This window comes from Pseudochelatococcus lubricantis (genome assembly GCF_011762225.1).
Taxonomy (GTDB): Bacteria; Pseudomonadota; Alphaproteobacteria; order Rhizobiales; family Beijerinckiaceae; genus Pseudochelatococcus; species Pseudochelatococcus lubricantis.
Window position 1 is genome coordinate 45,667 of sequence record NZ_JAASQI010000001.1, and the last position, 25,600, is coordinate 71,266.

General features: G+C 65.2%; 20 protein-coding genes. 12 read left to right on the forward strand and 8 right to left on the reverse strand.

The window, feature by feature from the left end:
* Positions 1-27: 27 nt before the first annotated feature.
* The 5 genes from FHS82_RS00215 to FHS82_RS00235 are packed head-to-tail and all read left to right on the forward strand — an operon-like array spanning position 28 to position 5,116.
* Positions 28-1,377: an NAD(P)/FAD-dependent oxidoreductase gene (locus FHS82_RS00215; protein ID WP_208394013.1), complete on the forward strand. Its 1,350-nt coding sequence runs from the start codon at positions 28-30 to the stop codon at positions 1,375-1,377.
* Complete coding sequence (locus tag FHS82_RS00220; RefSeq protein ID WP_166947529.1) at positions 1,374-2,426, forward strand: ABC transporter ATP-binding protein; 1,053 nt, start codon at positions 1,374-1,376, stop codon at positions 2,424-2,426. The genes FHS82_RS00215 and FHS82_RS00220 overlap by 4 nt, the downstream gene beginning before the upstream one ends.
* A complete protein-coding gene (locus tag FHS82_RS00225; protein WP_166947531.1) occupies positions 2,423-3,292 on the forward strand; it encodes an ABC transporter permease in 870 nt (289 codons plus the stop codon). The genes FHS82_RS00220 and FHS82_RS00225 overlap by 4 nt, the downstream gene beginning before the upstream one ends.
* A 1-nt stretch (position 3,293) precedes the next feature.
* Entirely contained in the window at positions 3,294-4,109 is an 816-nt protein-coding gene (locus tag FHS82_RS00230) for an ABC transporter permease (RefSeq protein ID WP_246224950.1), read from the forward strand.
* 59 nt (positions 4,110-4,168) lie between these two features.
* Entirely contained in the window at positions 4,169-5,116 is a 948-nt protein-coding gene (locus FHS82_RS00235; RefSeq protein WP_166947533.1) for a LysR family transcriptional regulator, read from the forward strand.
* A gap of 287 nt (positions 5,117-5,403) precedes the next feature.
* Here FHS82_RS00235 and FHS82_RS00240 read toward each other — a convergent pair whose 3' ends face one another.
* Entirely contained in the window at positions 5,404-6,231 is an 828-nt protein-coding gene (locus FHS82_RS00240; protein WP_166948835.1) for an alpha/beta fold hydrolase, read from the reverse strand.
* Positions 6,232-6,508: 277 nt separating this feature from the next.
* Here FHS82_RS00240 and FHS82_RS00245 point away from each other — a divergent pair, with 277 nt between their 5' ends.
* Complete coding sequence (locus tag FHS82_RS00245; protein ID WP_166947535.1) at positions 6,509-6,967, forward strand: transcriptional regulator, SarA/Rot family; 459 nt, start codon at positions 6,509-6,511, stop codon at positions 6,965-6,967.
* A gap of 238 nt (positions 6,968-7,205) precedes the next feature.
* Here FHS82_RS00245 and FHS82_RS00250 read toward each other — a convergent pair whose 3' ends face one another.
* Complete coding sequence (locus tag FHS82_RS00250) at positions 7,206-9,473, reverse strand: FepA family TonB-dependent siderophore receptor (RefSeq protein ID WP_166947537.1); 2,268 nt, start codon at positions 9,471-9,473, stop codon at positions 7,206-7,208.
* A gap of 445 nt (positions 9,474-9,918) precedes the next feature.
* Between FHS82_RS00250 and FHS82_RS00255 the strand changes: the two genes are divergently transcribed.
* Complete coding sequence (locus tag FHS82_RS00255) at positions 9,919-10,644, forward strand: 3-keto-5-aminohexanoate cleavage protein (RefSeq protein ID WP_166947539.1); 726 nt, start codon at positions 9,919-9,921, stop codon at positions 10,642-10,644.
* Between the two features lie 29 nt (positions 10,645-10,673).
* Here the strand turns inward: FHS82_RS00255 and FHS82_RS00260 are convergent, their stop codons facing one another.
* The gene (locus tag FHS82_RS00260; RefSeq protein WP_166947541.1) at positions 10,674-11,753 is read right to left on the reverse strand and encodes an NAD(P)H-dependent flavin oxidoreductase; all 1,080 of its coding nucleotides are present in this window, start codon (positions 11,751-11,753) and stop codon (positions 10,674-10,676) included.
* 536 nt (positions 11,754-12,289) lie between these two features.
* Here FHS82_RS00260 and FHS82_RS00265 point away from each other — a divergent pair.
* Positions 12,290-13,216: a cation diffusion facilitator family transporter gene (locus FHS82_RS00265; RefSeq protein ID WP_166947543.1), complete on the forward strand. Its 927-nt coding sequence runs from the start codon at positions 12,290-12,292 to the stop codon at positions 13,214-13,216.
* Positions 13,217-13,225: 9 nt separating this feature from the next.
* Here FHS82_RS00265 and FHS82_RS00270 read toward each other — a convergent pair whose 3' ends face one another.
* Positions 13,226-14,656, reverse strand: a complete 1,431-nt coding sequence (locus FHS82_RS00270; RefSeq protein ID WP_166947545.1) for an aldehyde dehydrogenase family protein — start codon at positions 14,654-14,656, stop codon at positions 13,226-13,228.
* Between the two features lie 206 nt (positions 14,657-14,862).
* On the opposite strand from FHS82_RS00270, the gene FHS82_RS00275 reads away from it, so the two are divergent.
* On the forward strand, positions 14,863-15,534 hold the full coding sequence (locus tag FHS82_RS00275; protein ID WP_166947547.1) for a TetR/AcrR family transcriptional regulator: 672 nt from the start codon (positions 14,863-14,865) through the stop codon (positions 15,532-15,534).
* 17 nt (positions 15,535-15,551) lie between these two features.
* Here the strand turns inward: FHS82_RS00275 and FHS82_RS00280 are convergent, their stop codons facing one another.
* Complete coding sequence (locus FHS82_RS00280) at positions 15,552-17,516, reverse strand: sigma 54-interacting transcriptional regulator (RefSeq protein ID WP_166947549.1); 1,965 nt, start codon at positions 17,514-17,516, stop codon at positions 15,552-15,554.
* A 483-nt stretch (positions 17,517-17,999) separates the two neighbouring features.
* On the opposite strand from FHS82_RS00280, the gene FHS82_RS00285 reads away from it, so the two are divergent.
* The 3 genes from FHS82_RS00285 (at position 18,000) to FHS82_RS00295 (ending at position 23,089) form a co-directional block, all read left to right on the forward strand.
* Positions 18,000-20,159 carry a hydantoinase/oxoprolinase family protein gene (locus FHS82_RS00285; RefSeq protein ID WP_166947551.1) on the forward strand — a complete coding sequence of 720 codons (2,160 nt, stop codon included), beginning with the start codon at positions 18,000-18,002 and terminating at the stop codon, positions 20,157-20,159.
* Between the two features lie 30 nt (positions 20,160-20,189).
* Positions 20,190-22,517 carry a hydantoinase B/oxoprolinase family protein gene (locus FHS82_RS00290; protein WP_166947553.1) on the forward strand — a complete coding sequence of 776 codons (2,328 nt, stop codon included), beginning with the start codon at positions 20,190-20,192 and terminating at the stop codon, positions 22,515-22,517.
* 62 nt (positions 22,518-22,579) lie between these two features.
* A complete protein-coding gene (locus FHS82_RS00295; protein ID WP_166947555.1) occupies positions 22,580-23,089 on the forward strand; it encodes an acetone carboxylase subunit gamma in 510 nt (169 codons plus the stop codon).
* 4 nt (positions 23,090-23,093) lie between these two features.
* On the opposite strand, the gene FHS82_RS00300 is transcribed toward FHS82_RS00295, so the two are convergent.
* From FHS82_RS00300 to FHS82_RS00310, 3 genes are all read right to left on the reverse strand, one after another.
* Positions 23,094-23,510, reverse strand: coding sequence for a hypothetical protein (locus FHS82_RS00300; RefSeq protein ID WP_166947557.1), 417 nt, complete (start codon positions 23,508-23,510; stop codon positions 23,094-23,096).
* A 152-nt stretch (positions 23,511-23,662) separates the two neighbouring features.
* Entirely contained in the window at positions 23,663-24,229 is a 567-nt protein-coding gene (locus tag FHS82_RS00305) for an NADPH-dependent FMN reductase (protein WP_208394014.1), read from the reverse strand.
* A gap of 139 nt (positions 24,230-24,368) precedes the next feature.
* On the reverse strand, positions 24,369-25,589 hold the full coding sequence (locus FHS82_RS00310; protein WP_166947559.1) for a BaiN/RdsA family NAD(P)/FAD-dependent oxidoreductase: 1,221 nt from the start codon (positions 25,587-25,589) through the stop codon (positions 24,369-24,371).
* Between the last annotated feature and the right edge of the window lie 11 nt (positions 25,590-25,600).

Sequence of the window (25,600 nt, forward strand, 5' to 3'; positions counted from 1 at the left end):
CGCCTCTCATCCTTCAAGGATATGGCCATGGCTCACTCCATCTTTGCGCCGGATTACGTTGCCGAACCCTATTGGTGGCAGGCGTTTCGGCCGCATAACGGCAGCACCGATCCGCTTCCCCAGGTGGCCGACGCGGTTGTGGTCGGCGGCGGCTACGCCGGAATCTGCTGCGCAACCGAGCTTGCCGCCGGCGGACGCGATGTTGCGGTTCTGGACGCGGGCCCGCTGGGCGGCGGCGCCTCCAGCCGGTCGGGCGGCCAGGTGACCGGCGGCGTCAACATCCAGAAAAAGGCCAATCAGGCCATGGCCGGCAACCGCAGCCCGGAGGCGCAACGCCTCCTGGAACGGCGGTTGAGCGACGCCTCCGCCTCCTACCGCTGGCTGAAGGAAGTCATCACCGGCGACGGCATCGACTGCGACTATGTGCAGAACGGCCGGCTGACCGCGCTCTGGGCTGCGGATCACTTCGCCGCGTGGAAGGCGCGGCTGCCGCAGCTCAACTCCCTGACGGATTCCGACGCGGTGATGCTGACGCGCGACGAACTGGCGGCGGAACTGGGCACCACGGCCTATCACGGCGCGGCATTCATCAGGAACGCCGGTCATCTGAACCCGTCGGCCTTCTACGGCGGGCTGCTGCGTCGCGCCATGGCGCAGGGCGTACGCGGCTGGGGCGGCGTGCAGGTGACGGCGGTGAAGCGCACCACCGACGGCTTCACGGTCCAGACCCCGCGAGGCGAGATCCGCTGCGGTCAGGTGGTGCTGGCGCTGAACGGTTCGAGCGGCCAGCTGGACGCCGAGCTGGCGCGCAGCGTGGTTCCGGTGACGAGCCACATGATTGCGACCGAGCCGTTGCCGGAAGGGCTGGCGCGCGAGATCATCCGCAACGACAGGGCCGTTTCGGAATCGCGGCGGGTCGTGAATCACTATCGCCTGTCCGGCGATGGCCAGCGGCTGGTGTTCGGCGGGCGGGCGCGCTTCACGCCCACTTCTGAAGAAACCACAGCCCGGTTGCTGCACCAGATGATGGTGCAGCGCTACCCCCGACTGGCCGGGGTGAAGATCACCCATAGTTGGGGCGGCGATGTCTCGATGACGCTGGACTACATGCCCCATATCGGCGGCCGCGAGGGATTGCACTGGGTTTTCGGCTGCAACGGCAGCGGCGTGACCATGATGTCCTGGCTGGGCCACATGCTGGGCCGCAAGCTGCGCGAGGGCGTGAATGAGCCGGTCTGCGCCTTCGACGGGCAACCCCTGCCGCGCCACGCCCTCTATTATGGTAACCCGTGGTTTATGTTCGCGCTCGGCAGCTATTATCAGATGCTCGACGCCATGGACCACCGCAGATCGAAGCCAGAACAGGGAACCAGATGAACAAGTCCGTCTCGCTTACGCTGACCGACATCTCGAAGAGATATGGCCAGGTGACGGCATTGAAGCCGATGAACCTTGAGGTCGCTCCCGGAGAGCTGATCGCGCTGCTGGGACCATCGGGCTGCGGCAAGACCACGACATTGCGGATCATCTCGGGTTTCGAGACTCCGGATACGGGTTCGGTCCGCATCGGAACGCGCGACGTGACGGGGCTGTCTCCCAACATGCGCGACATCGGCCTGATGTTTCAGAACTATGCGCTGTTTCCGCACATGACCGTCGCCGAGAATGTCGGCTTCGGCCTGAAGATGCGCGGGATCGCGAAAGCCGAGGCGGCCCGCCGGATCGAGACCGCCCTCGACATGGTCAGGATGCGCAACTTCGGCGACCGGGCGATCAGCCAGCTGTCGGGCGGCCAGCAGCAGCGGATTGCTCTGGCGCGGTCGCTGGTGGTCAACCCCTCCGTCCTGCTTCTGGACGAGCCGCTCGGCGCGCTGGACAAGAAGCTGCGCGAGGAAATGCAGTTCGAACTGCGGCAATTGCAGCGCAGCTTCTGCATCACCTCAATCCTTGTCACCCACGATCAGGAAGAGGCGCTCACCATGAGCGACCGCGTCGCGGTGATGGGTGCAGGCGAAATCCGGCAGATCGGCACGCCTCAGGATATCTACGCCCGGCCGAATTCAATCTTCGTGTCGGAGTTTCTCGGAACCAGCAACATCTTCAGCGGAAAGCTCCGGTCGGGATTCTTCGTCGCCGATGGCGTGCCGGCGCTGCGGATCGCGTGTACGGGTGAGCCGGATGGCCCCTCGTCTCTCGTCTTCCGCCCCGAGAAGCTGCAGATCACCGCCGCCGGCAAGGGGCAGATCAACGCCCGGGTGCGCGACGTAGTGTTCCGCGGCAGCCAGTACACCTACGAGCTGACCGTGGACGGCCATGAGAAGCCGGTCATCGTCTACAGCCAGCAGTCCTTCGACCTGCCCGGCGACGGCGTCGTCGGCCTCGACTGGTCGGATGCGCCCGTGCTTCTGCGCGAGGTGGCGGAATGAACGCCGTCACCACCCAACCCCGCCGCCCCCCCAGACGCTACCGCGTCGCCAATGCCTGGTGGACCGTTCCGGCGGTCCTCTATCTGGTGCTGTTCTTCGTCACACCGATGCTGACCAATGCCTGGCGCAGCACCGGCTCCCCGGCAGCGGCCGGAGCGCGGGGCATCTGGGAGAACTACGCGGTTCTCGTCACCGACCCGTTCTATTTCGGCGTCCTGCGCGAGACCATCCTCGTCGCGGTGATCGTCACGCTGGTTTGCATCCTGCTCGGCTATCCGCTGGCTTACTTCATGGTGCGGAAGGCCGGTCGCTGGAAGGGGCTGATCCTGTTCTGCCTGATCGCGCCGCTGCTGACCTCGGTGGTGATGCGGGCGTTCGGCTGGCGGGTGCTGTTCGCCAACCGCGGTTTGATGAACTCCGTGCTCATCGACTGGGGGCTTCTCGAACGGCCGGTCAACCTCGTGAACCATCCGGTCTCTGTCTATGTGGCGCTGATCCAGATTCTGCTGCCTTTCATGGTGCTGTCGATCTCTTCGGTGCTACAGGCGATTCCGCGCAACCTTGAGGAGGCGGCCCGGATGCTTGGCGCCAGCAAGCTGCGCGCCTTCTTCCACGTGACGCTGCCGCTCAGCGTGGAGGGCATCATCACCGGCGCCATTCTGGTTTTCGTCCTGTGCAACGGCAATTTCGTCGCCGCGCTGCTTCTGGGCGGCAACTCCGTGAAGACGCTGCCGCTGCTGATCTACCAGCAGTTCAACCTGACCCAGGACACCTCTTTCGCCGGCGCCATGGGCAACGTGCTGCTGGTGATCGCCCTGCTGGGGTTGTGGGCGCAATCGAAATTCGCCAGAAAGCAGGGAGGCTGAGATGAGCCTTGTTACCGTCCGAAAGCGCCGCGAGATGAGCGGGCTGGCGCTCGGCCTCTATACGGTGGCGCTGCTGACGTTCGTCATGCTGCCGATCGTGCTGGTGGTGATTGCGTCTTTTTCCTCGGCCAGTTTCATCCAGTTCCCGATCCGGGGCTGGTCGCTGAAATGGTATGTGAGGGCCATCGAATACGGACCGTTCATGAAGTCGCTGTGGATCAGCATCCAGTTGGCGGTCGCCTCGACGTTGGCCGGCTGTCTGCTGGGCGTGCCGGCGGCGCTGGCGCTGGCACGCAGCCGGACCGCCGCCGCGCGGACACTGGCGGCCTTTCTGGTGGCGCCGATCTCGATCCCGGCCATCGTCCTCGGCTTCGCGCTTCTGTATTATCTTTCGGCCGTCGGGATCGGGGTCTCGTTCTTCGGGCTGTGGGTTGCCCACACCGTGGTGGCCATACCCTACATCGCCCGCACGGTTCTGGCGGTCTATCGCTCGGTCCCGGAAAACCTTGAGGAAGCCGCCGCCATCCTTGGCGCCTCGCGCTTATCCACCTTGCGCCATGTGACCCTGCCCATGGTCCGGCCCGGAATCTTCGCGGGCTCGATGTTCGCCGCGCTGATCTCCTTCGACAACCTCTCGCTGTCATTCTTCTTCGGCTCGGCGTCGGCCACGACGCTGCCTGTGGTGATGCTGAGCTACATGGAGAACCAGTTCGACCCCGCAATCGCGGCCATCAGCGCTATCCAGATGCTGATAGCGTTGGCGGTGCTATTGCTGCTTGAACGGCTTTACGGTCTCGACACGCTGGTGGCCGCCTAGTAGCTTGGGCTGCGGCGGCTATCCGGCCGCCGCAGCCCAAACAGGAGGGGCAGGCCGCATTGGTCACCGGAACCAAGCTCAACGCGCGCAACCTCGGCTATCTGGTCAAGATCGCCGAATCCGGCAGTTTCTCGCGGGCGTCCATCGTGCTGGGCGTCACCCAGTCCGTGCTCAGCCGTCATGTGCAGGAGCTGGAGGCGGAGGCCGGCACGACCATCTTTCACCGCACCGGCCGCGGGCTGGTCGAGACGCGCGAGGGCGCCCTGATCATCGAGATGGCCCGGCGTATCCTGAGCGACATCGAGCAGGTCCGCGAACTGATCGACGAGAGCAAGGACTTCAATCCCGGCAGGCTGAGGATCGGCCTCATCCCCTCGCTGGCGGCCATCGCCACGGTTCCGCTGATCCGCAGGCTGTCGGAGATGCTCCCCGACACCCGACTGCTTATCCAGGAAGCGGCGGGCGGCACACTTGTCGAATGGCTGAACGACAGCCGGCTCGACATCGCCTGCCTCGACGACGGGCCGATGCTCAAGCGCTTCAATCCGATCCCCATCGCCAGCAACCCGCTGTATCTGGTCTGCCACCGCGATGATATCCGGCTTCCGCCGGAGACGCCGGTCGCCGATCTGCATCGCTACCCGCTCGTGCTGTCCGGCAAGGAGCACATCACCCGCCGGCAGATCGAGCAGGTGGCACGGTCGCGCAACGTGACGCTGAACGTGGTCTATGAATCCGGCAGCCTCTGGTCGGTGATCAAGATCACGGACAGCGGGATGGCCATGGGGATTCTGCCCTATCTGGCGACGTTCCACCCGAACTGGCAACGCAGCAAGCTGATCCAGCCGGCGGTGACGCGGGCCCTGTGCGTCGCGACGCCGCTGCGGCAGGCGCCGGCACGCTCCCGCCGGATACTGGAAGCCGTCAGGGACGAGATCCAGAATCTGCAGAAGCAGCTCGGCTCGCAGGTCACCACCCCGGTGCCGCGCGGGCACCAGAATCCATGAACCTTCCCGGAGGACAGCGATACTGCCGAAAGCCGCGGTTACCCGCAGCTTTCGGCGGCCTTAAAGCGTTTTCAAGCAAAGCGGGTACCGGTTTGCGTGAAGAAAGCGCGTAATATCAAAAACTTATAGCATTTCGGCGTTTCAATAAAATGTCGAAATGCTATAAGACAATTTCAGCAAAAGTAGACGCCACTTTTGCTGAAATGTTTTAAAAACAAAGACATAGATCATCGTCGCGTTTCAACAAAACCGAGAAATGCTCCAGATCCGCTGACGGCAGGTGTCCGTCATGCCTTGATGAAGGCGAGCACATCCGCGTTGAAGCGGTCGGCCTCGATTTGGGCGAGGCCGTGGCTGCTGCCCTTGTAGACGTTGTAGACCGCGCCCTTTACCAGCTTCGCAGCCTTGTCGGCAGCGGCCTTGATCGGCACGATCTGGTCGTCGTCGCCGTGGATGATCAACGTCGGCCGGTCGATCGCCTTGAGGTCGTTCGTGTAATCGACCTCCGAGAACTCGTGGACGCAATCGTACTGCCCCTTGATGCCGCCGGCGAGACCCTGCAGGCGGAAGCTCTCGCGAAAGCCCTCGTTGATCGCCGCGCCCCCACGGTTGAAGCCGTAGAAGGGGATCGTCAGATCGTAGTAAAACTGCGAGCGGTTGGTCGCGACGCCGGCGCGGATGGAGTCGAAAACCTCGATCGGCGTGCCTTCCGGATTGCCGGCCGTCTTCAGCATCAGCGGCGGCACGGCACCGACCAGAACGACCCGGGCAACGCGCTGCGTGCCGTGACGGCCGATGTAGCGGGCGACTTCGCCGCCGCCGGTCGAATGGCCGACCAAAACCGCGTTCCGGAGATCGAGCTTCTCGATCAGCTCCGCCAGATCGTCGGCATACTGGTCCATGTTGTTGCCGTCCCACGGCTGGCCGGAGCGGCCGTGGCCGCGCCTGTCATGGGCGATGACGCGGAAGCCCCGCAGGCCGAAGAAGAGCATCTGCGCGTCCCAGGCATCCGACGAGAGCGGCCAGCCGTGGGCGAAAACAATCGGCTGGCCGTCGCGCGGCCCCCAGTCCTTGTAGAAAATCGTCGTGCCGTCCTTGGTCGCGATGGTGCTCATGATCAGGTCTCCTCTCGTATGAAGGTTTCGGGTCGCCGCACCGGCTGGCGAGGCGGCGAGGAAGAAGGCCGCGGCGCCCGCGCCCAGGGCGAGCGCTCCACGGCGGGTGAGTTCAGGGTGTCCGAAGCTCATGCCAGGCTCCCTTAAATCGCTAACGATTAAATCGTGTGAGATTTATATGCCCGATCCCGGACATACTGTCAAGCGCTTGCGATCAAGGCGCGCGCGATCTACATGGAGGAGGCGATAACGATTCGTTGATGAAAGGCCCCTCCCCGTGGCGAATGCCCTGCAGCTCGACCAGTTCCTGTGCTTTTCCGTGTATCTGGCCGGACACTCCTTCAACCAGTTTTACCGGCCGCTTCTGGAAGAAATCGGGCTGACCTATCCGCAGTATCTCGCCATGGTGAGCCTCTGGTCGCGCGACGACCAGACCGTCAGGGAGATCGGCAAGGCCCTGTCGCTTGAGTCGAATACGCTGACGCCGCTGCTGAAGCGGCTGGAAGCGCTGGCGCTTGTCTCGCGCACCCGCGATCCTAAGGACGAACGCCAGGTGCGTATCCGCCTGACGGACAAGGGACGGGAGTTGAGGAAGCAGGCGGAGCACATCCCCGCCTGTGTGGTCGAAGCCCTGGGCCTTTCGCAGAAGGAACTCGACGATCTGCACCGCACGATGCTGCTCGTACAGAAACGGCTTCAGGAAAGCACGGAAAAGCCTTCCCCATCCGGCGTGTGACCACGGGCGCGGCACGGCTTCCGCAAGGTGGGCGGGGGAGGTTGCGGCCCCGAGCATATAAAAAAGGCTCCCCGCTCGCCGGCTGGCGGGAGCGTGGAGCCTTCAAGTCTGGTCGGTCTCTCTGGTTGTTATCCGAAGCATCGAACCGGAAAGCAGACGCAATCTCCGGAAAATCGACGCGCGAATACAAGAGGCGGCGCGGGAGGTGTGTGGCGGCCCCCTCCCGCGCCGGAAAACGTCAGAACGAGCCTGTCAGCGACATGTAGTAGGCGCGGCCCGGTTCGTTGAACGTGTTGGCACCGGCGCTGTTGCCCGTGCCCTCGCGCTTGACACTCTTGTCGAACAGGTTGGTGACGCCGGCGAGCAGGCGCAGGTTCTCGTTGAACTCGTAGCGCGCGCCGATGTTGACGAGCGTATAGGGCGAGCGCGAGCGGGTATTCGAGAGGGGCTGCAGCGTGGAATAGGAGATGGTCGGCGCCTCGATCTCACCGTAGTGGGTGACGCCGAGGTTGAGCTGAAGCTCCTCGGTGGCCTGCCACTCGACATTCGAGTTGATGGTGTACTTGGGCACAAGCGAGAGAGGCTCGCCGCTGCTCTTGTCCTTGGACTGGATCATGTAGGTGGCGTTGGTGCTCCACGTCACGGTTTCCAGAACCGGCACGCGCAGGTTGCCTTCAAGACCCGAGATGACGGCCTTGGGCACGTTCTCCCACTGGAAGACGTTGTTCGGGGCCCAGCGGCCCAGCCGCGAGTTGTATGCCTGGAACGTGCCGACTGTCGTCGTGCCCGCCTGGATACGGTTCTTGTAGTCGTTGTGGAAGTAGGTGATGCCGGCGTTCCACCCCTTCTCGTCGGTGTAGTTGATGCCGATTTCCTTGTTGATGCTGGTCTCCGCCTTCAGGTCCGGATTGCCCATCACCCAGCAGGGGCCCGTGCCGGGAGGGCAGCCGTTGCCGGCGGAGGAGTAAAGGTAGTTCGGATTGAGCTGGAACAGGTTGGGCACCTTGAAAGCGCGCGCGACACCGGCCTTGAGCGTGATCTCGTCGGTGATCGAATACGAGGCGTTGAGGCTCGGGCTCCAGTTGTTGCCCGCCTCGGTATGATGGTCGAAGCGCAGGCCCGGCGTCAGGATGAACTTGTCGGTGACGAGAATGTTGTCCTCGGCGTAGATCGCGCCGAGCATCGCCTGGCTCTTGGGATTGCGGTTTTCGGCGCTCGACACCCCGAACTGCGGCGCATCGAGCGCGTTGCCGTCGGCCATGTTCTCGTCATCCATCCACTCGCCGCGGAACTCGGTGCCGAGCGTCAGCGTCTGGGGTACGACGATGGTCAGCGGGAAGTTCCATTCGCTCTTGGCCGTGATGTTGTCGAGCGTAATAGTCTTGCGATCTTTGGCGTATTGGCTGTTGATCTGCCCTTCGACCGAGCCGGCGTTGCCTTCACCGAGGCGCTTGTTCTTGGTGTTTTCCCACTGGATGTAGGTATTCGACGTACCGAATTCCCACTTGCCACGATGGGTGGCGGACAGCGTGGTGCGCGTCACGCGGTTGGTCTCGTGGCCGCCGCGCGCCAGCTCCTGGTTGAGCGCGGAGCCGAGCACATCCTGGAACAGCGAATCGCCGGCATAGATGTTGCGCTGCTGGCTCCATGCCGCCTCGAAGTCCAGCACGTGGCGTTCGTCGAGCTTCCAAGACAGCAGGCCGCGGAAGTCGGTGTTGATCACGCCCTCATTACCGGCGGCGACGTTCTGGCCATCAGGCGTGGCGTCCTCGTTGATATCGATGTCGTCGGCGTCGCTGCGGTTGTAGTTGCCCGAGATGCGGTAGGAGAAACGCTCATCGATGGGCCCGCCCGCAACGACGGTGGAGCGGTACGTGCGGCCTTCGCTGCTGCTTTCCGGAATATTGGCGAAGCTCGTCGCGCTGAACGTGGTTTTCTCCGGCCGCTTGGTGATGATGTTGACCACGCCGCCTGCGGCGCCCGAGCCGTAACGCGCGGCGGCGGGGCCGCGCAGCACCTCGATGCGATCGACCGCTTCCGCCGGGACCCAGTTCGAATCGCCGCGCGTATCGCGCTCGCCGCCGCGGCGCATGCGGACCGAGTTGCGCGAGAACACCGGTTTGCCATCGATGAGGATCAGCGTATTTTCCGGGCCCATGCCGCGGATGTCGATCTGGCGGTTGTTGCCACGCTGGCCATTGGACGAATTGCCGGTGAGGTTGACGCCCGGCTGGCGGCGGATAATCTCGGCGAGGTCGCCGCGTGCCGGAGGATTGCGCTCGATCTCCTGCCGGCTGATGATCGACACGCCCGGCGCCTGGTTCAGCTGTTCACGGGCGGAGACCACCACGACCTCGTCGAGCAGCAGTTCGTCGCCCGTCAGCTCCTTGTCCGCGTTCGCCTGCTGGCTCTGCGCTCCAGCGCCCTGCGCGTGAGCAGCCCCGCTGGCAACAGCAAACAGCAACACCAGGGCCGTTGCCCCGACAAATTCTCCATGACGTGTCATGTTGACAGCCCCTTTTTATAATTCCTCTACTTCGAAAACAAGAATTCAATAATTCAAAAGTTTTCGCCTCAAGGAAGAATCAGAATTAGCACCCTGTGCACTGCTTATGCTTCTGACCTACGGTGAGATGAATCTGAAGTATTTTATGTGAAACGATGTTCATTTTGACGATTCTTGTGTCAATAATACATCGCTTTAGAAATATTATAATTCTTATGCCGATTCAGAACACCGGACCGGCGAGCAGCGGCGCGGCGAAAAAGGACGTACGGGGAGCCGGATGACGACATGCCCGCTGCTGCGGCGGGAGGCGGTTACCGTGGTAAAAGGCCGGATGCGGCCGTCGCGGACCGCCGGCATGAAAGGAGCTTCCCGGCCGCTGTTATTCTTGCAACCCGCGGTCGCTCTATTAAAGTAAACATCAGTTCACCGGACAGGAAAGCAGATGATCGTTCAGGCCTGCCTCAATGGTGCGCGTCCCGATGGCTTCCATCCCCGGCTGCCGCTCACGCCGGAGGCAATGGCCGGTGATGGTGCGTCCTGCGTCGCGGCAGGAGCCGCCGAACTGCACATTCACCCGCGTGGGACGGACGGCTGCGAAAGCCTCGCGGCCGTGGACGCGACTGTGCACGCCGTGCGCCGCGCCTGTCCCGGCACGCTGATCGGCGTTTCGACGGGGGCATGGATCGAGAACAGCGCAGCGAGGACGCGCGCCGCCATAGCGGATTGGCAGGCGCTGCCGGACCATGCGTCCGTGAACCTGTCGGAACCCGACGCGCCGGCCGTCATGGATCTGCTCCGGCGCCGGGGAATCGGCATCGAGGCGGGACTCGCATCAGTCGCCGACGCGGAGCGTTTCGTGAATCTCGCAGGTCACGGACAAGTGTTTCGCATCCTGATCGAGATCGGGGAGCAGGAGCCGGATGCGGCCTGGGAAGTGACGGACGGCATCGCCCGCGTGCTCGGCCGCGCGGAGGCGTCGCGGCCGGTCCTGCTGCACGGTTTCGACGCCATGGTCTGGCCCTTCGTCGCGCTTGCCCGTCAGCGACGCTGGTCGACTCGGGTCGGGCTGGAGGACGGCCAGCATCTGCCGGACGGCACGACGGCCGCTGGCAATGCCGCGCTGGTGGCTGCGGCCGTGGCAATCTTCCGGGCGGAACCCGCAGGCTGACGCGCCGTCCGTAGATGGAAAAGCGGACCTCAGGACGCAGCTTCGGCAACGGATGAGCGTTCCCGCACCGCTGCCAGTTCCACCGCGAGCGTCGCAACCAGCTCGGCCGCGGGCAGCGCCCGCGACAGGCCGGCCCCCTGTCCCGCCCATTGCGCGCCGAAGCCGTTCTCCCCAGCGGCTTTCGCGGCGGCGTTCAGCGCCTTTCCAGCATCGTAGGCGATGGGATAATCCGGCCGCGCCAATGCCGCATGCGCCTCCGCCCAGGCGGTGAAGCCGTTGCGCAGGCTGCGTGCGGCCCTGCCAGAGATGGCGTCCGTCATGACCGTGCCGGGCGCGGCGGCGAGGGCGGCGCGATAGGCGGCGTCGGCCGCGCTTTCCGGGCAGGCGACGAAGGCCGTGCCCAGCTGCGCCGCCACCGCGCCGAGATCGAGCGCCGCCGCGATTCCCCGCCCGTCCATGATACCGCCGGCGGCGATGACCGGCAGGCCGGCGCGGGCGGCCAGCAGCCGTGTGAGCGGCAGCACGCCCGCCTGCTCGTCGGGCGCGGCGGGATCGAACACACCCCGGTGGCCGCCTGCCTCGAAGCCCTGCGCGACCACGGCGTCGATGCCGGCCCGGCGCGCGGCTTCGGCCTCGGCCAGGTTGGTCGCGGTCGACAACAGGATGCAGCCGGCCGCCTTCAGCGCCGCGATGCGCGGGGCCGCCGGCAAGCCGAAATGAAAGCTGACGACAGGCGGCGCGAGTTCGACAAGAGCGGCAAGCATCGCATCGTCCCCGGCGAAGCTCCGGTAGATTTCCCGCAGGCCTCGCGGCGGCTCGGCTCCGAAACGCGCGAACAGCGGTGCGAGCGCCTCGATCCATGCGGCCTCGCGAACGGCGTCCGCCCGCGCGGGCGCGTGGACGAACACGTTGACGTTGAACGCCCGCGCCGTGCGCTGCCGCACTTCCGCGATCATCGCCCGCGCGCCGGCGGCATCCGTCGCTCCGACGCCGATCGAACCGAGACCGCCCGCCTCGCTGACGGCAGCCGCCAGCGCCGGCGTGGAGACGCCGGCCATGGGCGCCTGGACGATAGGATAAGAGAGGTTCAGACGATCAAGAAGAGACATGATTTCACAGCGCCCGTTACCGGAGCCCGACCCGGCATCGCCGGACCTGCCCCATGATTCTCTTGATATTGAACGCATTCCGGAAGCCTGGATGCTTACATCCAACCGGAAAGCGCCGCGGTTTCCGTCGCGGCGCGCCCTCGCCTGCCGGCGGGCGCCTCGCGGTGGAGGCGGTATAATACCCGTTCGCCGGGCGGTGTCATCCGATCGCCGCTTATTCCGGAAGCGCATCGAGCGCGGCGATGATCGTCCGCAACGTCGCCAGATAGGCTTCCTTGCTGGTCGGCCTGAACATCCGCGACGGGCTGAGAACTTGACTTTTTCATTCTACGATGTAGAAACGCAGCGTGGCAGATCGGGGGCGCCGCGTGGCCGCGCCTCTCCCCGGCAACGGTGCTCCCGTGGTGCGCCCGCTCGGGAAATCGCGCCGCGCGCTCCTTTCCCCGGCTTTCGCCGGGATGCAGGTCACAATGCCGGTATGCGCAGCCGGTGGCCGCCCGGGGCCGACGGGTTTCTTGCGGACGGAGGGCGGCAACATGCAATCGGAACAGGGTGTTCTCCGCGTCTCCATCGTGCTCACCGTCTTCATGTCGGGGCTCGGCATTCTCTTCGGCCTGCTGGCGGGCTCGTCGGCCATCGTCTTCGACGGCATCTACGAACTGACGGACGCCGCCATGACGACGCTTGCCCTGCTCGTCGCCAGGCTGATCGCGGCCGGCACCTCGGGCAGCCCTTCCCACGGCAGGCTGGTGGAGCGCTTCACCATGGGGTTCTGGCATCTGGAACCCATGGTACTGGGGCTGAACGGCACGATGCTGATCGGCGCGGCCATCTACGCGCTGATCAACGCCATCGACGCCTTCCTGTCGGGCGGGCGCCTGATCTCCTTCGACTACGCTATCGTCTATGCCCTCATCTCCCTCGTGGCGGAGGTCGGCATGGGGCTCTATGCGAGGTCGGCGAATCAGACCATCCGCTCCGATCTGCTGGCGCTCGACGCGAAGGGCTGGCTGATGTCGGCCGCCATGACGGTGGCGTGGCTCGCTGCCTTCGTTTTCGGCTATCTGGTGCAGGGCACGCAGCTTGCGTGGATCTCGCCCTACATCGACCCCGCCGTGCTGGCGGCGGTGTGCCTCGTTGTCATTCCGATGCCCATCGGCACGGTGCGGCGGGCGCTGGCCGACATTCTGCTGGTCACGCCAGCGGACCTGAAGCGGCACGTGGACACCGTCGCGCAGGAGATGGTGCAACGCTACGGCTTCGTCTCCTACCGCGCCTATGTCGCCCGGGTCGGGCGCGGCAGGCAGATCGAACTCTATTTCATCGTGCCCCCCGCGTGGCCTGCCAAGCGGCTGGAAGAATGGGACAAGCTGCGCGACGAGATCGGCAAGGCGCTCGGCGACGACAGCCCCGACCGCTGGCTCACCATCGTCTTCACCACCGACCCCGAATGGGCGGAGTGAGCCACCGCCTCAGGCTTCACCCCAGCCGACCACGCCCTTGATCTCAAGGAAGTCGTGAATGCCCCAGTCGGCGTATTCGCGGCCGTTGCCGGACTGCTTGTAGCCGCCGAACGGGGCGGTCGTGTCCCACTCAGGATAGTTCAGATAGACCGAGCCCGCGCGCATCCGCGCCGCGACCTGGCGGGCATGGCCAATATCCCGCGACTGGACGTAGGCGGCAAGGCCGTAAACGGTGTCGTTGGCGATGCGGATGGCGTCTTCCTCGTCCTCATAGGAAAGGATCGACAGGACCGGCCCGAAAATCTCCTCACGGGCAATGGTCATCCCGTTCGCGACATGGCCGAACACGGTGGGGCGGACGTAGTAGCCGCGTTCCAACCCTTCCGGCCGGCCGGGACCACCGACGACAAGCGTCGCACCCTCGCGGATGCCGGTTTCGATCAGTCGCTGGATCTTCTCGAACTGCGTGGCGCTCACCACGGGTCCATGCGTCGTTTCCTCCTCGCGCGGATCGCCCACCTTCACCGCTGCCGCCACTGCGCCCGCGATGCGCAACGCTTCCTCGTGGCGGTCCACCGGCACGAGCATGCGGGTCGGCGCATCGCACGACTGGCCTGAATTGCCGAAGCAGCCCCGCACGCCCTTCGTCACCGCCCGCTCGAAGTCGGCATCCGGCAGGATGATGTTGGCCGATTTACCGCCGAGTTCCTGCGCGACGCGCTTGACCGTTTCAGCGGCGGTGCGGGCGACAATGATCCCGGCGCGCGTCGAGCCCGTAAAGGAGACCATATCCACTTCCGGATGTCCGGCCATGACCTGTCCGACGTCCGGGCCGGTGCCGTTGACGAGATTGAAGACGCCCTTCGGCGTGCCGGCAGCTTCCATGATCTCCGCGAAGACGATGCCGCTCACCGGCGCGATCTCCGAGGGCTTCAGCACCACGGTGCAGCCGGCGGCGATGGCGGGCGCCACCTTGCAGACGATCTGGTTCAGCGGCCAGTTCCACGGCGTGATCAGCGCGCAAACGCCGATCGGCTCCCGGAAGATGCGCGTCGTACCGCGCTGCTCCTCGAAGGCAAAGGTCTCAAGCGCCGCGATGGTCGCTTCCAGATGTGCCTGTCCGGCGGCAGCCTGCGCCCGGCGCGCGAAGGTGATCGGCGCGCCCATCTCCCGGCTCACGGCCCGGGCGATGTCCTCGTAACGCTCGTTGTAGAGCGCCAGAATGCGCCGCAGCAGGGCGAGCCGCTCGTCCCGGGAGGTCGTGGAGAAGGCGCCGAATGCAGCCCGCGCGGCCGCGATCGCCCTGTCGACATCGGCGGCCGAGCCGATCGAAATTTGCGTGAACGCTTCCTCCGTCGCGGGATCGATAACGTCAAGGATATTCGGCGTGACCGGATCAACCCAGGCACCGTCGATGAAAAACTTCAGGTGATGACTCATGACCGTTCTCCTCTCGTGTAGACGCGCCGGCAGATTTTTATGGAAGGACTTTCATGGCACGAAACCCGGCCTCCGCTCAACCGCGTGCCGGAACGGCCCGGCGCGGAACAGAGAACATTGCGCGCGCCATGTCGGCAACGTAAAATCCGGAATCGACTGTCACAGACGACGGCTTGCGCCGCCGCCGCCCTCTCCGTCGGCGTGAGATGCCCAACACCAAACCCAAAACCAGTCCGGGTCCGCGCGGATTATCCAGAAAGGTCCTCGCGGAAGCCGCCATCGAGCTTATGGAGGCCGCCGGCGAGGCGGGCTTCACCCTGCGCAAGCTCGGCGCGCGGGTCGGGTGCGACCCGATGTCGATCCTTTACCATTTCAAGTCCAAGGAAGGCCTGTTCCGCGCCATGGCCGACCAGCTGGAAGCCCAGATCCGCCCCGCGCCGGAGGACCAGCCGTGGCGCGGGCGGCTGCGCCACCTCGCCGACCAGTACCGCAGCCTCGCGCTTCGCTTCCCGCACAGTTTCCGGCTGATGCAACGCTTCCCGCACACCGGCATCGCCGACTACGGGCACGTGGAGATGGTACACCGCGCCCTGAAGGAGGCCGGCATCGCCGACCGCGACATCCCGGGCATCTGCCTCGGCTGGTACACCTGCATCACCGGCCTTGCGATGGGCGAGGTCGGCGGGCTGATCCGCCCCGCGACCGACGAGGACGCCCTGGAGATCGACCAGCTTCCCGACGCTTCGTATCCGCTGCTGAAGCGGCTCCTGCCGCGCTATCGCGACCTCGCGCCGAACGCGGTTCACGCCCTCACCATCGAACTGCTGCTCGACGGGATCGTGGTGCATGCCGCCGCCTCCAGCGATGCGGGGGCGTGAGGCGCCGGCGCATTTGTTCAGTGGTCGCGCCGGAAGCCGTATTTTTCGAGCTTGGCGTAGAGTGTCGAACGCGCGATGCCGAGCCGCCTCGCGGTGAGCGAAATGTTGCCGCCCGTCTGCGCCAGTTCACGCTCGATCACCGCGCGTTGCGCCGCGCTCCATTGCTGGAGGCGGTCCTCGGCCGTGCCCGGCGCGGGATCCTCCCACTGCCCCGCAACCTCGCCGCCGACGACGGCGCGGACGATTTCGCCGGGCACCTCCCGCATCGTCAGATGCGCGCTGCCGAGAACGACCATGCTCTCGATCACGTTGCGAAGCTCACGCACGTTTCCCGGCCACGGATAGCGCCGGAAGACGTCCGCCACCTCGTGGTCGAGCGTCGGCATCGGCAGGCCCATGGCGCGCGCGCTCCTGTGCAGCAGGTGGCCGGCGATGAGCAGCACATCGTCGCCACGCTCGCGCAGCGGGGGGATGGCAAGCCGCAATGTCGCGATCCGGTAGTAGAGGTCGCGCCGGAAATTGCCGCACGCAACCTCGGACAGCAGGTCCCGGTTCGTCATGGACACGAGACGCACATTCACCGACCGGCCGATGTTCGAGCCCACCCGATAGACGACGCCGTCCTCCAGCACCCGCAGCAGGTAGGGCTGCAGGCTCGCCGGCATCTCGCCGACCTCGTCCAGACACAGGGTGCCGCCGTCGGCCGCCTCCATGCGGCCCGCTCGCCCGTGGTCGTCCGCGCCGGTGAAGGCGCCCTTCTCGTAGCCGAAGATTTCGCTGGCGATGAGATCGCGCGACATGCCGCCACAGTTCATCGGGATGAACGGCGCGCCCTCCGCGCTGCCAAGCATATGCAGCGCGCGGGCGAAAAGCTCCTTGCCGACGCCCGTCTCCCCTTCGATCAGCACCGGCGCGCGGCTCGCCGCCATGCGCCGGACACGCTCGAACGTCTCGCGCATGATCGCGCTTTCGCCCAGAATATCATCGAGAGCGACGGCTTCGCCTGCCTGCGGCCGCGCCACCACCGGGCGGGGCCTGCGCCGGGAGGGAAATGTCAGCACGGCGCCGATCTGGCCGTCCCCTGCGTCATCGCGTTGCGCCTGCCGCCGCGCGGCATCGATGATCTCGACCTCGGCGCTGGGCAGGCTTCCCCGCACCAGAGGCCGCCACAGGTCGAGGGGCACGCCGCGCAGGGGCTCGATCGACCGGCCGACGACCATGCCCGGATGATCGCGGGAGAGCGCCGCGAGCGCGGCGTCCGTCGCATGGATGATGGCGCCGCGGTTGTCCAACACCACGATCTCGTCGTTCTGCCAGCGCGAGCGGCGCGACAGGAAAACCCGCAGCAGTTCCTCCCGTGTATCCTGCACGTTCTGCAGCAGGAGCGCCTCGATCTGCTGGCTGACGGAAACGGCGAGCGCGAGGCTTTGCGGATTGAACGTCCTGGCCGGCCCGGAGATATCGATGATGCCGAGCATCTCCTGGTCTATGGGGTGCCTGACGGGGCTCGCCGCGCAGGTCCAGCGTTGCACATCCTCGCAATAATGCTCGGCGGCGTGGATCTGGACGGGGCGCTTCATCGCGATGGCGGTGCCGATGGCGTTGGTGCCGATATCATCCTCCGCCCAGCGCCCACCGCGTTCGAGATGGACGTCGCGCCCTGAATCGATGACGCGCGGATCGCCCCTCGTCTCGATGATGAGGCCGCCGGGATCGGTGAGGATGATCATCGAATTCGCCTCGGCCAGAAAATCGGCCGTGCGCGCCAGCGCGCCGCGGGCGGCGTTCAGAAGGATGCGGTTCTCGTGCCTGCGGCGGTAAAGCTCCGGCTCCGGCAGCTTCGGGGCATTGCGACGGCGCGCGATGCTCGTATAGCCGCGCGAGCGAACCCAGGATGCCGCAATGTCTTGCCGGAAATCCGACGGCACCCGGCCATCGGCCACGAACGTCTCCCACGCCTGACGAATCTCGCGTTCGTTCACAGCAGTTCCCTTCCCGTCGTGCCATGCCGCGTGTGAAGGAACGCCGCATCTGCAATGGCACAGGCATCAGGAGGAAAGGTGCAGACAGGCGTATCGGCCTGCCCGACGGTCGGCGCGATGCCCCAGGTCTGTCAACCGTCCACGTTTCCCCATCCCGTTGCGCTTCTGTAAGGCCGGCGCAACTGGGTCACGTAGCATAACCGTGTTTGACGGCATTTGCCAATATGTCTTCCGCTGACGTTCTCACGCAACAATATATTGATTTACCCTGTTCGAAATCCGGACAGGCCATTGTCCGATAGCTGTCGGACACGACACCGCCACGACAGCGGCCGGACACGCGCCGTTTCCCGAATTACCGTGCAATGGCAAGGCATTTCGCCGCCAGGGCACCACTGGCACGCCCCTTGCTCCATCACAGGCGGACCGGTCGACAAGCGGACCGGCTTCGCAAAAAACCACGGACCAAGGGGAGGTAACTTCATGAATGTCCATAACAAGGACGTGCCAGCCCGTAACGTGCAGGTGCTCGGCATCGACGCCGGCGGCACGATGACGGACACGTTCTTCGTCGACGCGGACGGCGACTTCGTCGTCGGCAAGGCGCAGAGCACGCCGCAGAACGAGGCCATAGGCCTCATCAACTCCAGCGTCGACGGCCTCGCGGCCTGGGGCATCTCCCTCGACGACGCGCTGAAGCAATTGCAGACCGGCGTCTATTCCGGCACCGCCATGCTCAACCGCGTGGTGCAGCGCAAGGGCCTGAAATGCGGCCTCATCGTCAACCAGGGCCTTGAGGACTTTCACCGCATGGGCCGCGCCATCCAGGCCTATCTCGGCTATGCCTACGAGGACCGCATCCACCTCAACACGCACCGCTACGACCCGCCGCTGGTGCCGCGCCACCTCACGCGCGGCGTGGTGGAGCGCGTCGACATGTTCGGCACGGTGGTCATTCCGCTGCGCGAGGAGAGCGCGCTGAAAGCCGCGCAGGAGCTGATCGATCAGGATGTCGAGGGCATCGTCATCAGCCTGCTGCACAGCTATCGCAACCCGGCTCACGAACGGCGCGTGCGCGACATCGTGCTGGAAGCGGTGAAGAAGAGCGGCAAGAACATCCCGGTGTTCGCCTCGGCCGATTACTATCCCGTGCGCAAGGAGACGCACCGCACCAACACCACCATTCTGGAGGGTTATGCGGCGGAGCCTTCGCGGCAAACGCTGAAGAAAATATCCGACAGCTTCAAGGAGCACGGCACGAAGTTCGACTTCCGTGTGATGGCGACCCACGGCGGCACCATCTCGTGGAAGGCGAAGGAGCTGGCGCGCACCATCGTCTCCGGCCCCATCGGCGGCGTGATCGGCGCGAAGTATCTCGGCGAGGTGCTGGGCTACAAGAACATCGCCTGTTCGGACATCGGCGGCACGTCCTTCGACGTGGCACTGATCACGCAGGGCGAACTCACCATCAAGAACGATCCGGACATGGCGCGCCTCGTGCTGTCGCTTCCCCTCGTCGCGATGGACTCGGTGGGCGCGGGCGCGGGCAGCTTCATCCGGCTCGACCCCTACACGAAGGCGATCAAGCTCGGCCCGGATTCGGCCGGCTACCGCGTCGGCGTCTGCTGGGCGGACAGCGGTATCGAGACGGTCAGCATCTCGGACTGCCACGTCGTGCTCGGCTATCTCAACCCGGACAACTTCCTGGGCGGCGCGATCAAGCTCGACCGCGACCGGGCAGTGGCCGCCATCAAGGCGCAGGTCGCCGACCCGCTGGGGCTTTCCGTCGAGGACGCGGCGGCGGGCGTGATCGAACTGCTCGACTCCGACCTGCGGGATTACCTGCGCTCGATGATCTCCGGCAAGGGCTACAGCCCCGCAAGCTTCGTTTGCTTCTCCTACGGCGGCGCCGGGCCGGTGCATACCTACGGCTACACCGAGGGGCTCGGCTTCGAGGACGTGATCGTGCCGGCGTGGGCGGCAGGCTTCTCGGCCTTCGGCTGCGCGGCCGCCGACTTCGAGTACCGCTACGACAAGAGCCTCGACATCAACCTGCCGCCGGACGCGCCGGACAGCGACCGCGAGGCCGCGTCGAAAACCCTGCAGCAGGCGTGGGAGGAACTGCGCGAGAACGTGCTGGAGGAGTTCCGGCTCAACGGCTACGCCGCCGACCAGGTGACGCTGACGCCGGGCTTCCGCATGCAGTATCGCGGTCAGTTGAATGACCTTGAGATCGAGTCGCCGCTCCCCGCCGTCGCCACGACGGAGGACTGGAACCAGCTCGTCGATGCCTTCAACGACACCTACGGGCGCGTCTACGCCGCCTCCGCCCGCTCGCCGGAGCTGGGATACTCGGTGACGGGCGCCATCATGCGCGGCTCGGTGCCGATTCCCAAGCCGAAGATTCCGAAGGAACCCGAGCACGGTCCGACGCCGCCGGAAGAGGCGTTCCTCGGTACGCGCAAGTTCTACCGCAAGAAGCGCTGGGTCGACGCACAGCTCTACCGGATGGAGGCGCTGTTGCCGGGCAACCGCATCACCGGTCCCGCGATCATCGAATCGGACGCGACCACCTTCGTCGTGCCCGACGGGTTCGAGACGTGGCTCGACGGCCATCGCCTCTTCCACCTCAAGGAAGTGTGACCCCAACAATAAGTTCAGAGAGGAAACATCATGAACGTCAATGTTCGCAAGGATGCCCTCGCCGGGGCGGCACGCGGCATCGTGCGCGGCGGCGAGACGCTGAAGCAGCACCGCGACCGGCTGATGGACGCGACGAAGAGCAGCGGCCACTATGCCGGCCTCAAGGGGCTCGAACTGCGCGACACCCAGCCCATTCTGTACAACAAGCTGTTCTCCCGCCTGCGCGCCGGCGTCGTCGACGCGCGTGAGACGGCGAAGAAGATCGCCGCCTCCCCCATCGTGGAGCAGGAAGGCGAGCTGTGCTTCACGCTCTACAACGCGGCGGGCGACTCGATCCTGACCTCAACGGGCATCATCATCCACGTCGGCACCATGGGCGCGGCGATCAAGTACATGATCGAGAACGGCTGGGAGCAGAACCCCGGCGTCGCCGACAAGGATATCTTCTGTAACAACGATGCGCTGATCGGCAACGTGCATCCGTGCGACATCCATACCATCGTGCCGATCTTCTGGGAGGGCGAGCTGATCGGCTGGGTCGGCGGCGTCACCCACGTCATCGACACCGGCTCCGTCGGGCCGGGCTCGATGTCGACCGGGCAGGTGCAGCGCTTCGGCGACGGTTACTCCATCACCTGCCGCAAGATCGGCGCCAACGACACGCTGTTCCGCGACTGGCTGCACGAGAGCCAGCGCATGGTGCGCACCACCCGCTACTGGGTGCTCGACGAGCGCACCCGCGTGGCCGGTTGCCACATGATCCGCAAGCTCGTCGAGGAAGTGATCGCCGAGGAAGGCATCGAAAACTACTGGAAATTCGCCTACGAGGCGGTGGAGCACGGCCGGCAGGGCCTGCAAAACCGCATCAAGGCGATGACCATTCCCGGCAAGTACCGGCAGGTCGGTTTCGTCGACGTGCCCTACGATCACCCGGACGTGCGCGTGCCTTCCGACTTCGCGAAGGTCAACACCATCATGCACACGCCCTCCGAGATCACCATCCGGGGCGACGGCACCTGGCGGCTGGACTTCGACGGCTCGTCGCGCTGGGGCTGGCATACCTATAACGCGCATGCGGTGAGCTTCACATCCGGCATCTGGGTGATGATGACGCAAACGCTGATTCCGTCCGAGATGATCAACGACGGCGCGGCCTACGGCACCGAGTTCCGCCTGCCCAAGGGCACCTGGATGAACCCGGACGACCGGCGCGTCGCCTTCTCCTACGCCTGGCACTTCCTCGTCTCGTCATGGACGTCGTTGTGGCGCGGTCTCAGCCGTTCCTACTTCGGGCGCGGGTATCTTGAGGAGGTCAACTCCGGCAACGCCAACACCTCCAACTGGCTGCAGGGCGGCGGTTTCAACCAGTACGACGAGATCCACGCCGTCAACTCGTTCGAGTCCGCCGCCGAAGGCACCGGCGCGAGCGCGGTGAAAGACGGCCTCGACCACGCCGCCGCCATCTGGAACCCGGAAGGCGACATGGGCGACATGGAAATCTGGGAACTGGCCGAGCCGCTCGTCTATCTGGGGCGCAAGATCAAGACGAACTCCGCCGGTTACGGCAAGTATCGCGGCGGCTGCGGCTTCGAGAGCCTGCGCATGGTCTGGAACGCCAAGGACTGGACCATGTTCTTCATGGGCAACGGCCACATCACCTCCGACTGGGGGCTGATGGGCGGCTATCCCGCCGCCTCCGGCTATCGCTTCGCCGCGCACAAAACGAACATCAAGGCGCTCATCGAGGAGGGCAAGCCGCTGCCGCTGGGTGGCGACACCGACCCGGAAAATCCTGAATGGGACGGCCTGTTGCCAGCAGCGCAGATCAAGCGCGACAAGCAGGCCATCACCACGGAGGAGATGTTCGCCGACTACGACCTCTATCTCAACTACCTGCGTGGCGGCCCAGGCTTCGGCGATCCGCTCGACCGCGAGACGGCGCGCATCCAGGAGGATCTCGATGGCGGCTACCTGCTGCCCCGCTTCGCCGAGCGAGTCTACGGCGTCGTGCTGCAGCACGAAGGCGGCCGGCATGTCATCGACGAGGACGCGACCGTGGCACGCCGCCTCGAAATCCGCAAGGAACGCCTCGCAAAGTCCGAACCGGTGTCCGACTGGCTGGCGCGGGAACGGGAGAAGATCGTCGCCAAGCAGGCGGAAACGCAGGTGCAGCAGATGTTCGCCGCCTCCTTCAAGCTCAGCCCGAAGTTCCTTGGCGACTTCAAGACGTTCTGGAAGCTGCCGGCGGACTGGGATCTGCGCGAGGAGGACCTCGATATCCCGAGCTACGGCGCGAACTACTCGATGGACGTGTCCGAATTGCCGGATGTCACCACGGTGAAATTCGTGGACGAATGAAACAACGCGGGGCGGCGTGAAGCGCCGCCTCCTTCCCGCCAAGAAACACCGGAGGAAACATCATGGCTTCTTACACCCGCACCAAGATCGCGGATCTGGTCGACGGCACCATCGACCACGACACCCTGCACCAGATGCTCTCGACGCCGAAGGACCCGGACCGCTTCGTCACCTACATCGACATCCTGCAAGAGCGCGTGAAGTGGGACGACCGCATCCTGCTGCCGCTCGGCCCGAAGCTCTACATCGTCCAGCGCAAGGATACGAAGCAGTGGGTGGTGCGCTGCGAATGCGGCCACGACTTCTGCGACGCCAGCGAGAACTGGAAGCTGCACGCGCGCGTGCGCGTGCGCGACACCCAGGCCGACCTTGAGGAAATCTATCCCCGGCTCATGGCGCCCACCGCCACCTGGCAGGTGCTGCGCGAGTACTACTGCCCGGATTGCGGCACGCTGCTCGACGTGGAGGCCCCGACGCCGTGGTATCCCGTCATCCACGACTTCGAGCCCGATATCGAGACTTTCTACCGCGACTGGCTGAACCTGCCGGTGCCGGAACGCGCACGCGCGTAACCCTTCACCACGGAAACCCGCCGTGCCAACTGGGGGAAGACGCTCTGGCGGCCTTCCCCTTTTTTATGACGATAGCCCGATTTGTGACGATAGCCCGAAAACGCGAAACGGTTTGAAATAATCGGATCATGCTCATCAATGCTTTGATTTCGAGCGAATCCTTATTGTCCGGATGATTCGACCGGAACGGAAAACGCTCCGCAAAGCCGTGTGACGCGCTCATCGTCCACTTTCCGGACAGTAATACCATCCGGCATCGAAACGCCACACGGCGCGACGCAAGTGACGCCGTGCTTGAAAAATATTGCGCATCAAGCAGAAAGTAACGGCCGGGTCGAAGCGATTCGGCGACACGAAAGGAGGTGAGACGATTGAAATTCCGGCTTACGCTGACAATCAGGATCAGGACTTGGCGGTTCACCCTGACAGTCAGTCGCTAAGAGAACGGGGGTCGGGCGAAAGCCCGGCTCCCACCGGAGGAAAGGTCGTCTCACCTCCCTTGGGATCATACATACCATAAAGGCCACGGAACTCATAGCCTGGCGTGGTCCGCTGCTCCCGCCGCGTGAGGGATCAGTGAGCGCGGTTCTTCTCGATCCATGCCGCGAAATCAGCGACGAACTTGCCGAGGAAGGTTCTCGTGCCCTCGTTCGTCAGCTTGCCGTCATCGTCGAGCAAATGGCCGACACCGCCGATGTAGGCTTCCGGCTGCTGCAGGGTCGGCACGTTGAGGAACACCAGCGACTGGCGCAGATGATGGTTGGCGCCGAAGCCGCCGATGGCGCCGATGGAGACGCTCACCACCGCGCCGGGCTTGCCGCCCCACACGCTCTGCCCGTAGGGGCGCGAGCCGACGTCGAGCGCATTCTTCAGCACCGCCGGCACCGAGCGGTTGTATTCCGGCGTCACGAACAGCACGGCGTCGAACCCCTTCACCTTCTCGCGGAAGGCGGTCCAGGCCGCGGGCGGCGTGCCTTCGTCGTCGAGGTCCTGATTGTAGAGGGGAAGATCGCCGATCTCGACGATCTCAAGCTTGAGGCTGTCGGCGGCGATATCCGCGAGGATATGTGCGATCTTGCGGTTGAACGAGGCCTTGCGCAGGCTGCCGACGAAGACGGCAACGGTAGCGGGAATGCTCATGAACGATGCCTTTCTGGGATATGGCCGGAGTGGCCGGACGCCGGGCAGTGTATAACGGATCAGGCGGCCCTGCCACCGCAACGCAGCATCGCGCGGCCGGCAACGAAGCCGCGACCGGCGCCGGAAACATCGCGCCCGGTCAGGCGGATCGCTCCCCGGCGATTGCCGTGCCCGCCGCCCGGCCCGACGACCACGCCCACTGGAAATTGTAGCCGCCGAGCCAGCCTGTGACGTCGACCACCTCGCCGATGAAGTAAAGGCCCGGCACCGCCTTCGCCTCCATGGTCCGCGAGTTGAGCGCCGCCGTGTCGACGCCGCCCAGCGTCACCTCCGCCGTGCGGTAGCCCTCGCTGCCGGCGGGATGAAGCTCCCAGCCGTTGAGCGCCTGCGCCAGCGCCGACAACTTCCTGTCGCTCATGTCGCCGATGTTGCCGGCGAGGCCGAGCCGGTCCGCCATATGGAGCGCCAGCCGCTTCGGCAGCAGGTCGGCGAGCACGGAAGCGATGGCCTTGCGGCCGTCCTGCCGCCGGCGCTCGCGCAGAACCTCGAACGGATCGGCCCCCGGCAGCAGCGCCACCGCAATCGGCATCTTCTCCCGCCAGTAGGACGAGATTTGCAGGATGGCCGGACCGGACAGGCCGCGATGCGTGAACAGCATCGCTTCCTCGAAGCGTGCCGCGCCGCACGTCACCGCGACATCGGCGGCGACGCCCGCGAGCGGGCGGAAATCCGCCATCACATCCTCCCCGAAGGTCAGCGGTACGAGCCCCGGCCGCGTTTCCGTCACGGCGAGCCCGAACTGCTCCGCGAGCCGGTAGCCGAAGCCGGTCGCGCCCATCTTGGGAATCGATTTGCCGCCCGTCGCCACCACGAGATTGCGGCAGGCGACGCCATAGGCTCCTTCCTGCCCGTCGAGATCGAGCGAGAAGCCGCCTTCCGTCTTTGCCACGCCGTCGATGCGGGTCTGCAGGCGCAGCTCGGCACCCGCCCGCGCCATTTCCGCGCACAGCATATCCACGATCAGCCTGGCGCTGTCGTCGCAGAAAAGCTGGCCGCGCGTCTTTTCGTGATAGGCGATGCCGTAGCGTTCCACGAGCGCGATGAAATCGTGCTGCGTATAGCGGCTCAACGCGGATTTGGCGAAGTGGGCATTGTCCGACAGAAAGCACTGCGGCTTCACATTGAGATTGGTGAAGTTGCAGCGCCCGCCGCCGGAGATGCGGATTTTCTCGCCCGGCGCGCGGGCATGGTCGACGACGAGCACCCGCCCGCCCGCAGCGCCTGCATGGGCGGCGCACATGAGGCCGGCCGCGCCTGCCCCGAGAATGACTGTTTCCACCTGAAGATGCTGACGCGCCATGCAATCGTGTC

Excerpts from the sequence above, each read along its gene's own strand:
- FHS82_RS00215 (WP_208394013.1), top strand. The coding sequence starts at position 28 with ATGGCTCACTCCATCTTTGCGCCGGATTACGTTGCCGAACCCTATTGG.
- FHS82_RS00220 (WP_166947529.1), top strand. The coding sequence starts at position 1,374 with ATGAACAAGTCCGTCTCGCTTACGCTGACCGACATCTCGAAGAGATAT.
- FHS82_RS00225 (WP_166947531.1), top strand. The coding sequence starts at position 2,423 with ATGAACGCCGTCACCACCCAACCCCGCCGCCCCCCCAGACGCTACCGC.
- FHS82_RS00230 (WP_246224950.1), top strand. The coding sequence starts at position 3,294 with ATGAGCCTTGTTACCGTCCGAAAGCGCCGCGAGATGAGCGGGCTGGCG.
- FHS82_RS00240 (WP_166948835.1), bottom strand. The coding sequence starts at position 6,231 with ATGAGCACCATCGCGACCAAGGACGGCACGACGATTTTCTACAAGGAC.
- FHS82_RS00250 (WP_166947537.1), bottom strand. The coding sequence starts at position 9,473 with ATGACACGTCATGGAGAATTTGTCGGGGCAACGGCCCTGGTGTTGCTG.
- FHS82_RS00255 (WP_166947539.1), top strand. The coding sequence starts at position 9,919 with ATGATCGTTCAGGCCTGCCTCAATGGTGCGCGTCCCGATGGCTTCCAT.
- FHS82_RS00260 (WP_166947541.1), bottom strand. The coding sequence starts at position 11,753 with ATGTCTCTTCTTGATCGTCTGAACCTCTCTTATCCTATCGTCCAGGCG.
- FHS82_RS00265 (WP_166947543.1), top strand. The coding sequence starts at position 12,290 with ATGCAATCGGAACAGGGTGTTCTCCGCGTCTCCATCGTGCTCACCGTC.
- FHS82_RS00270 (WP_166947545.1), bottom strand. The coding sequence starts at position 14,656 with ATGAGTCATCACCTGAAGTTTTTCATCGACGGTGCCTGGGTTGATCCG.
- FHS82_RS00275 (WP_166947547.1), top strand. The coding sequence starts at position 14,863 with ATGCCCAACACCAAACCCAAAACCAGTCCGGGTCCGCGCGGATTATCC.
- FHS82_RS00285 (WP_166947551.1), top strand. The coding sequence starts at position 18,000 with ATGAATGTCCATAACAAGGACGTGCCAGCCCGTAACGTGCAGGTGCTC.
- FHS82_RS00290 (WP_166947553.1), top strand. The coding sequence starts at position 20,190 with ATGAACGTCAATGTTCGCAAGGATGCCCTCGCCGGGGCGGCACGCGGC.
- FHS82_RS00295 (WP_166947555.1), top strand. The coding sequence starts at position 22,580 with ATGGCTTCTTACACCCGCACCAAGATCGCGGATCTGGTCGACGGCACC.
- FHS82_RS00305 (WP_208394014.1), bottom strand. The coding sequence starts at position 24,229 with ATGAGCATTCCCGCTACCGTTGCCGTCTTCGTCGGCAGCCTGCGCAAG.
- FHS82_RS00310 (WP_166947559.1), bottom strand. The coding sequence starts at position 25,589 with ATGGCGCGTCAGCATCTTCAGGTGGAAACAGTCATTCTCGGGGCAGGC.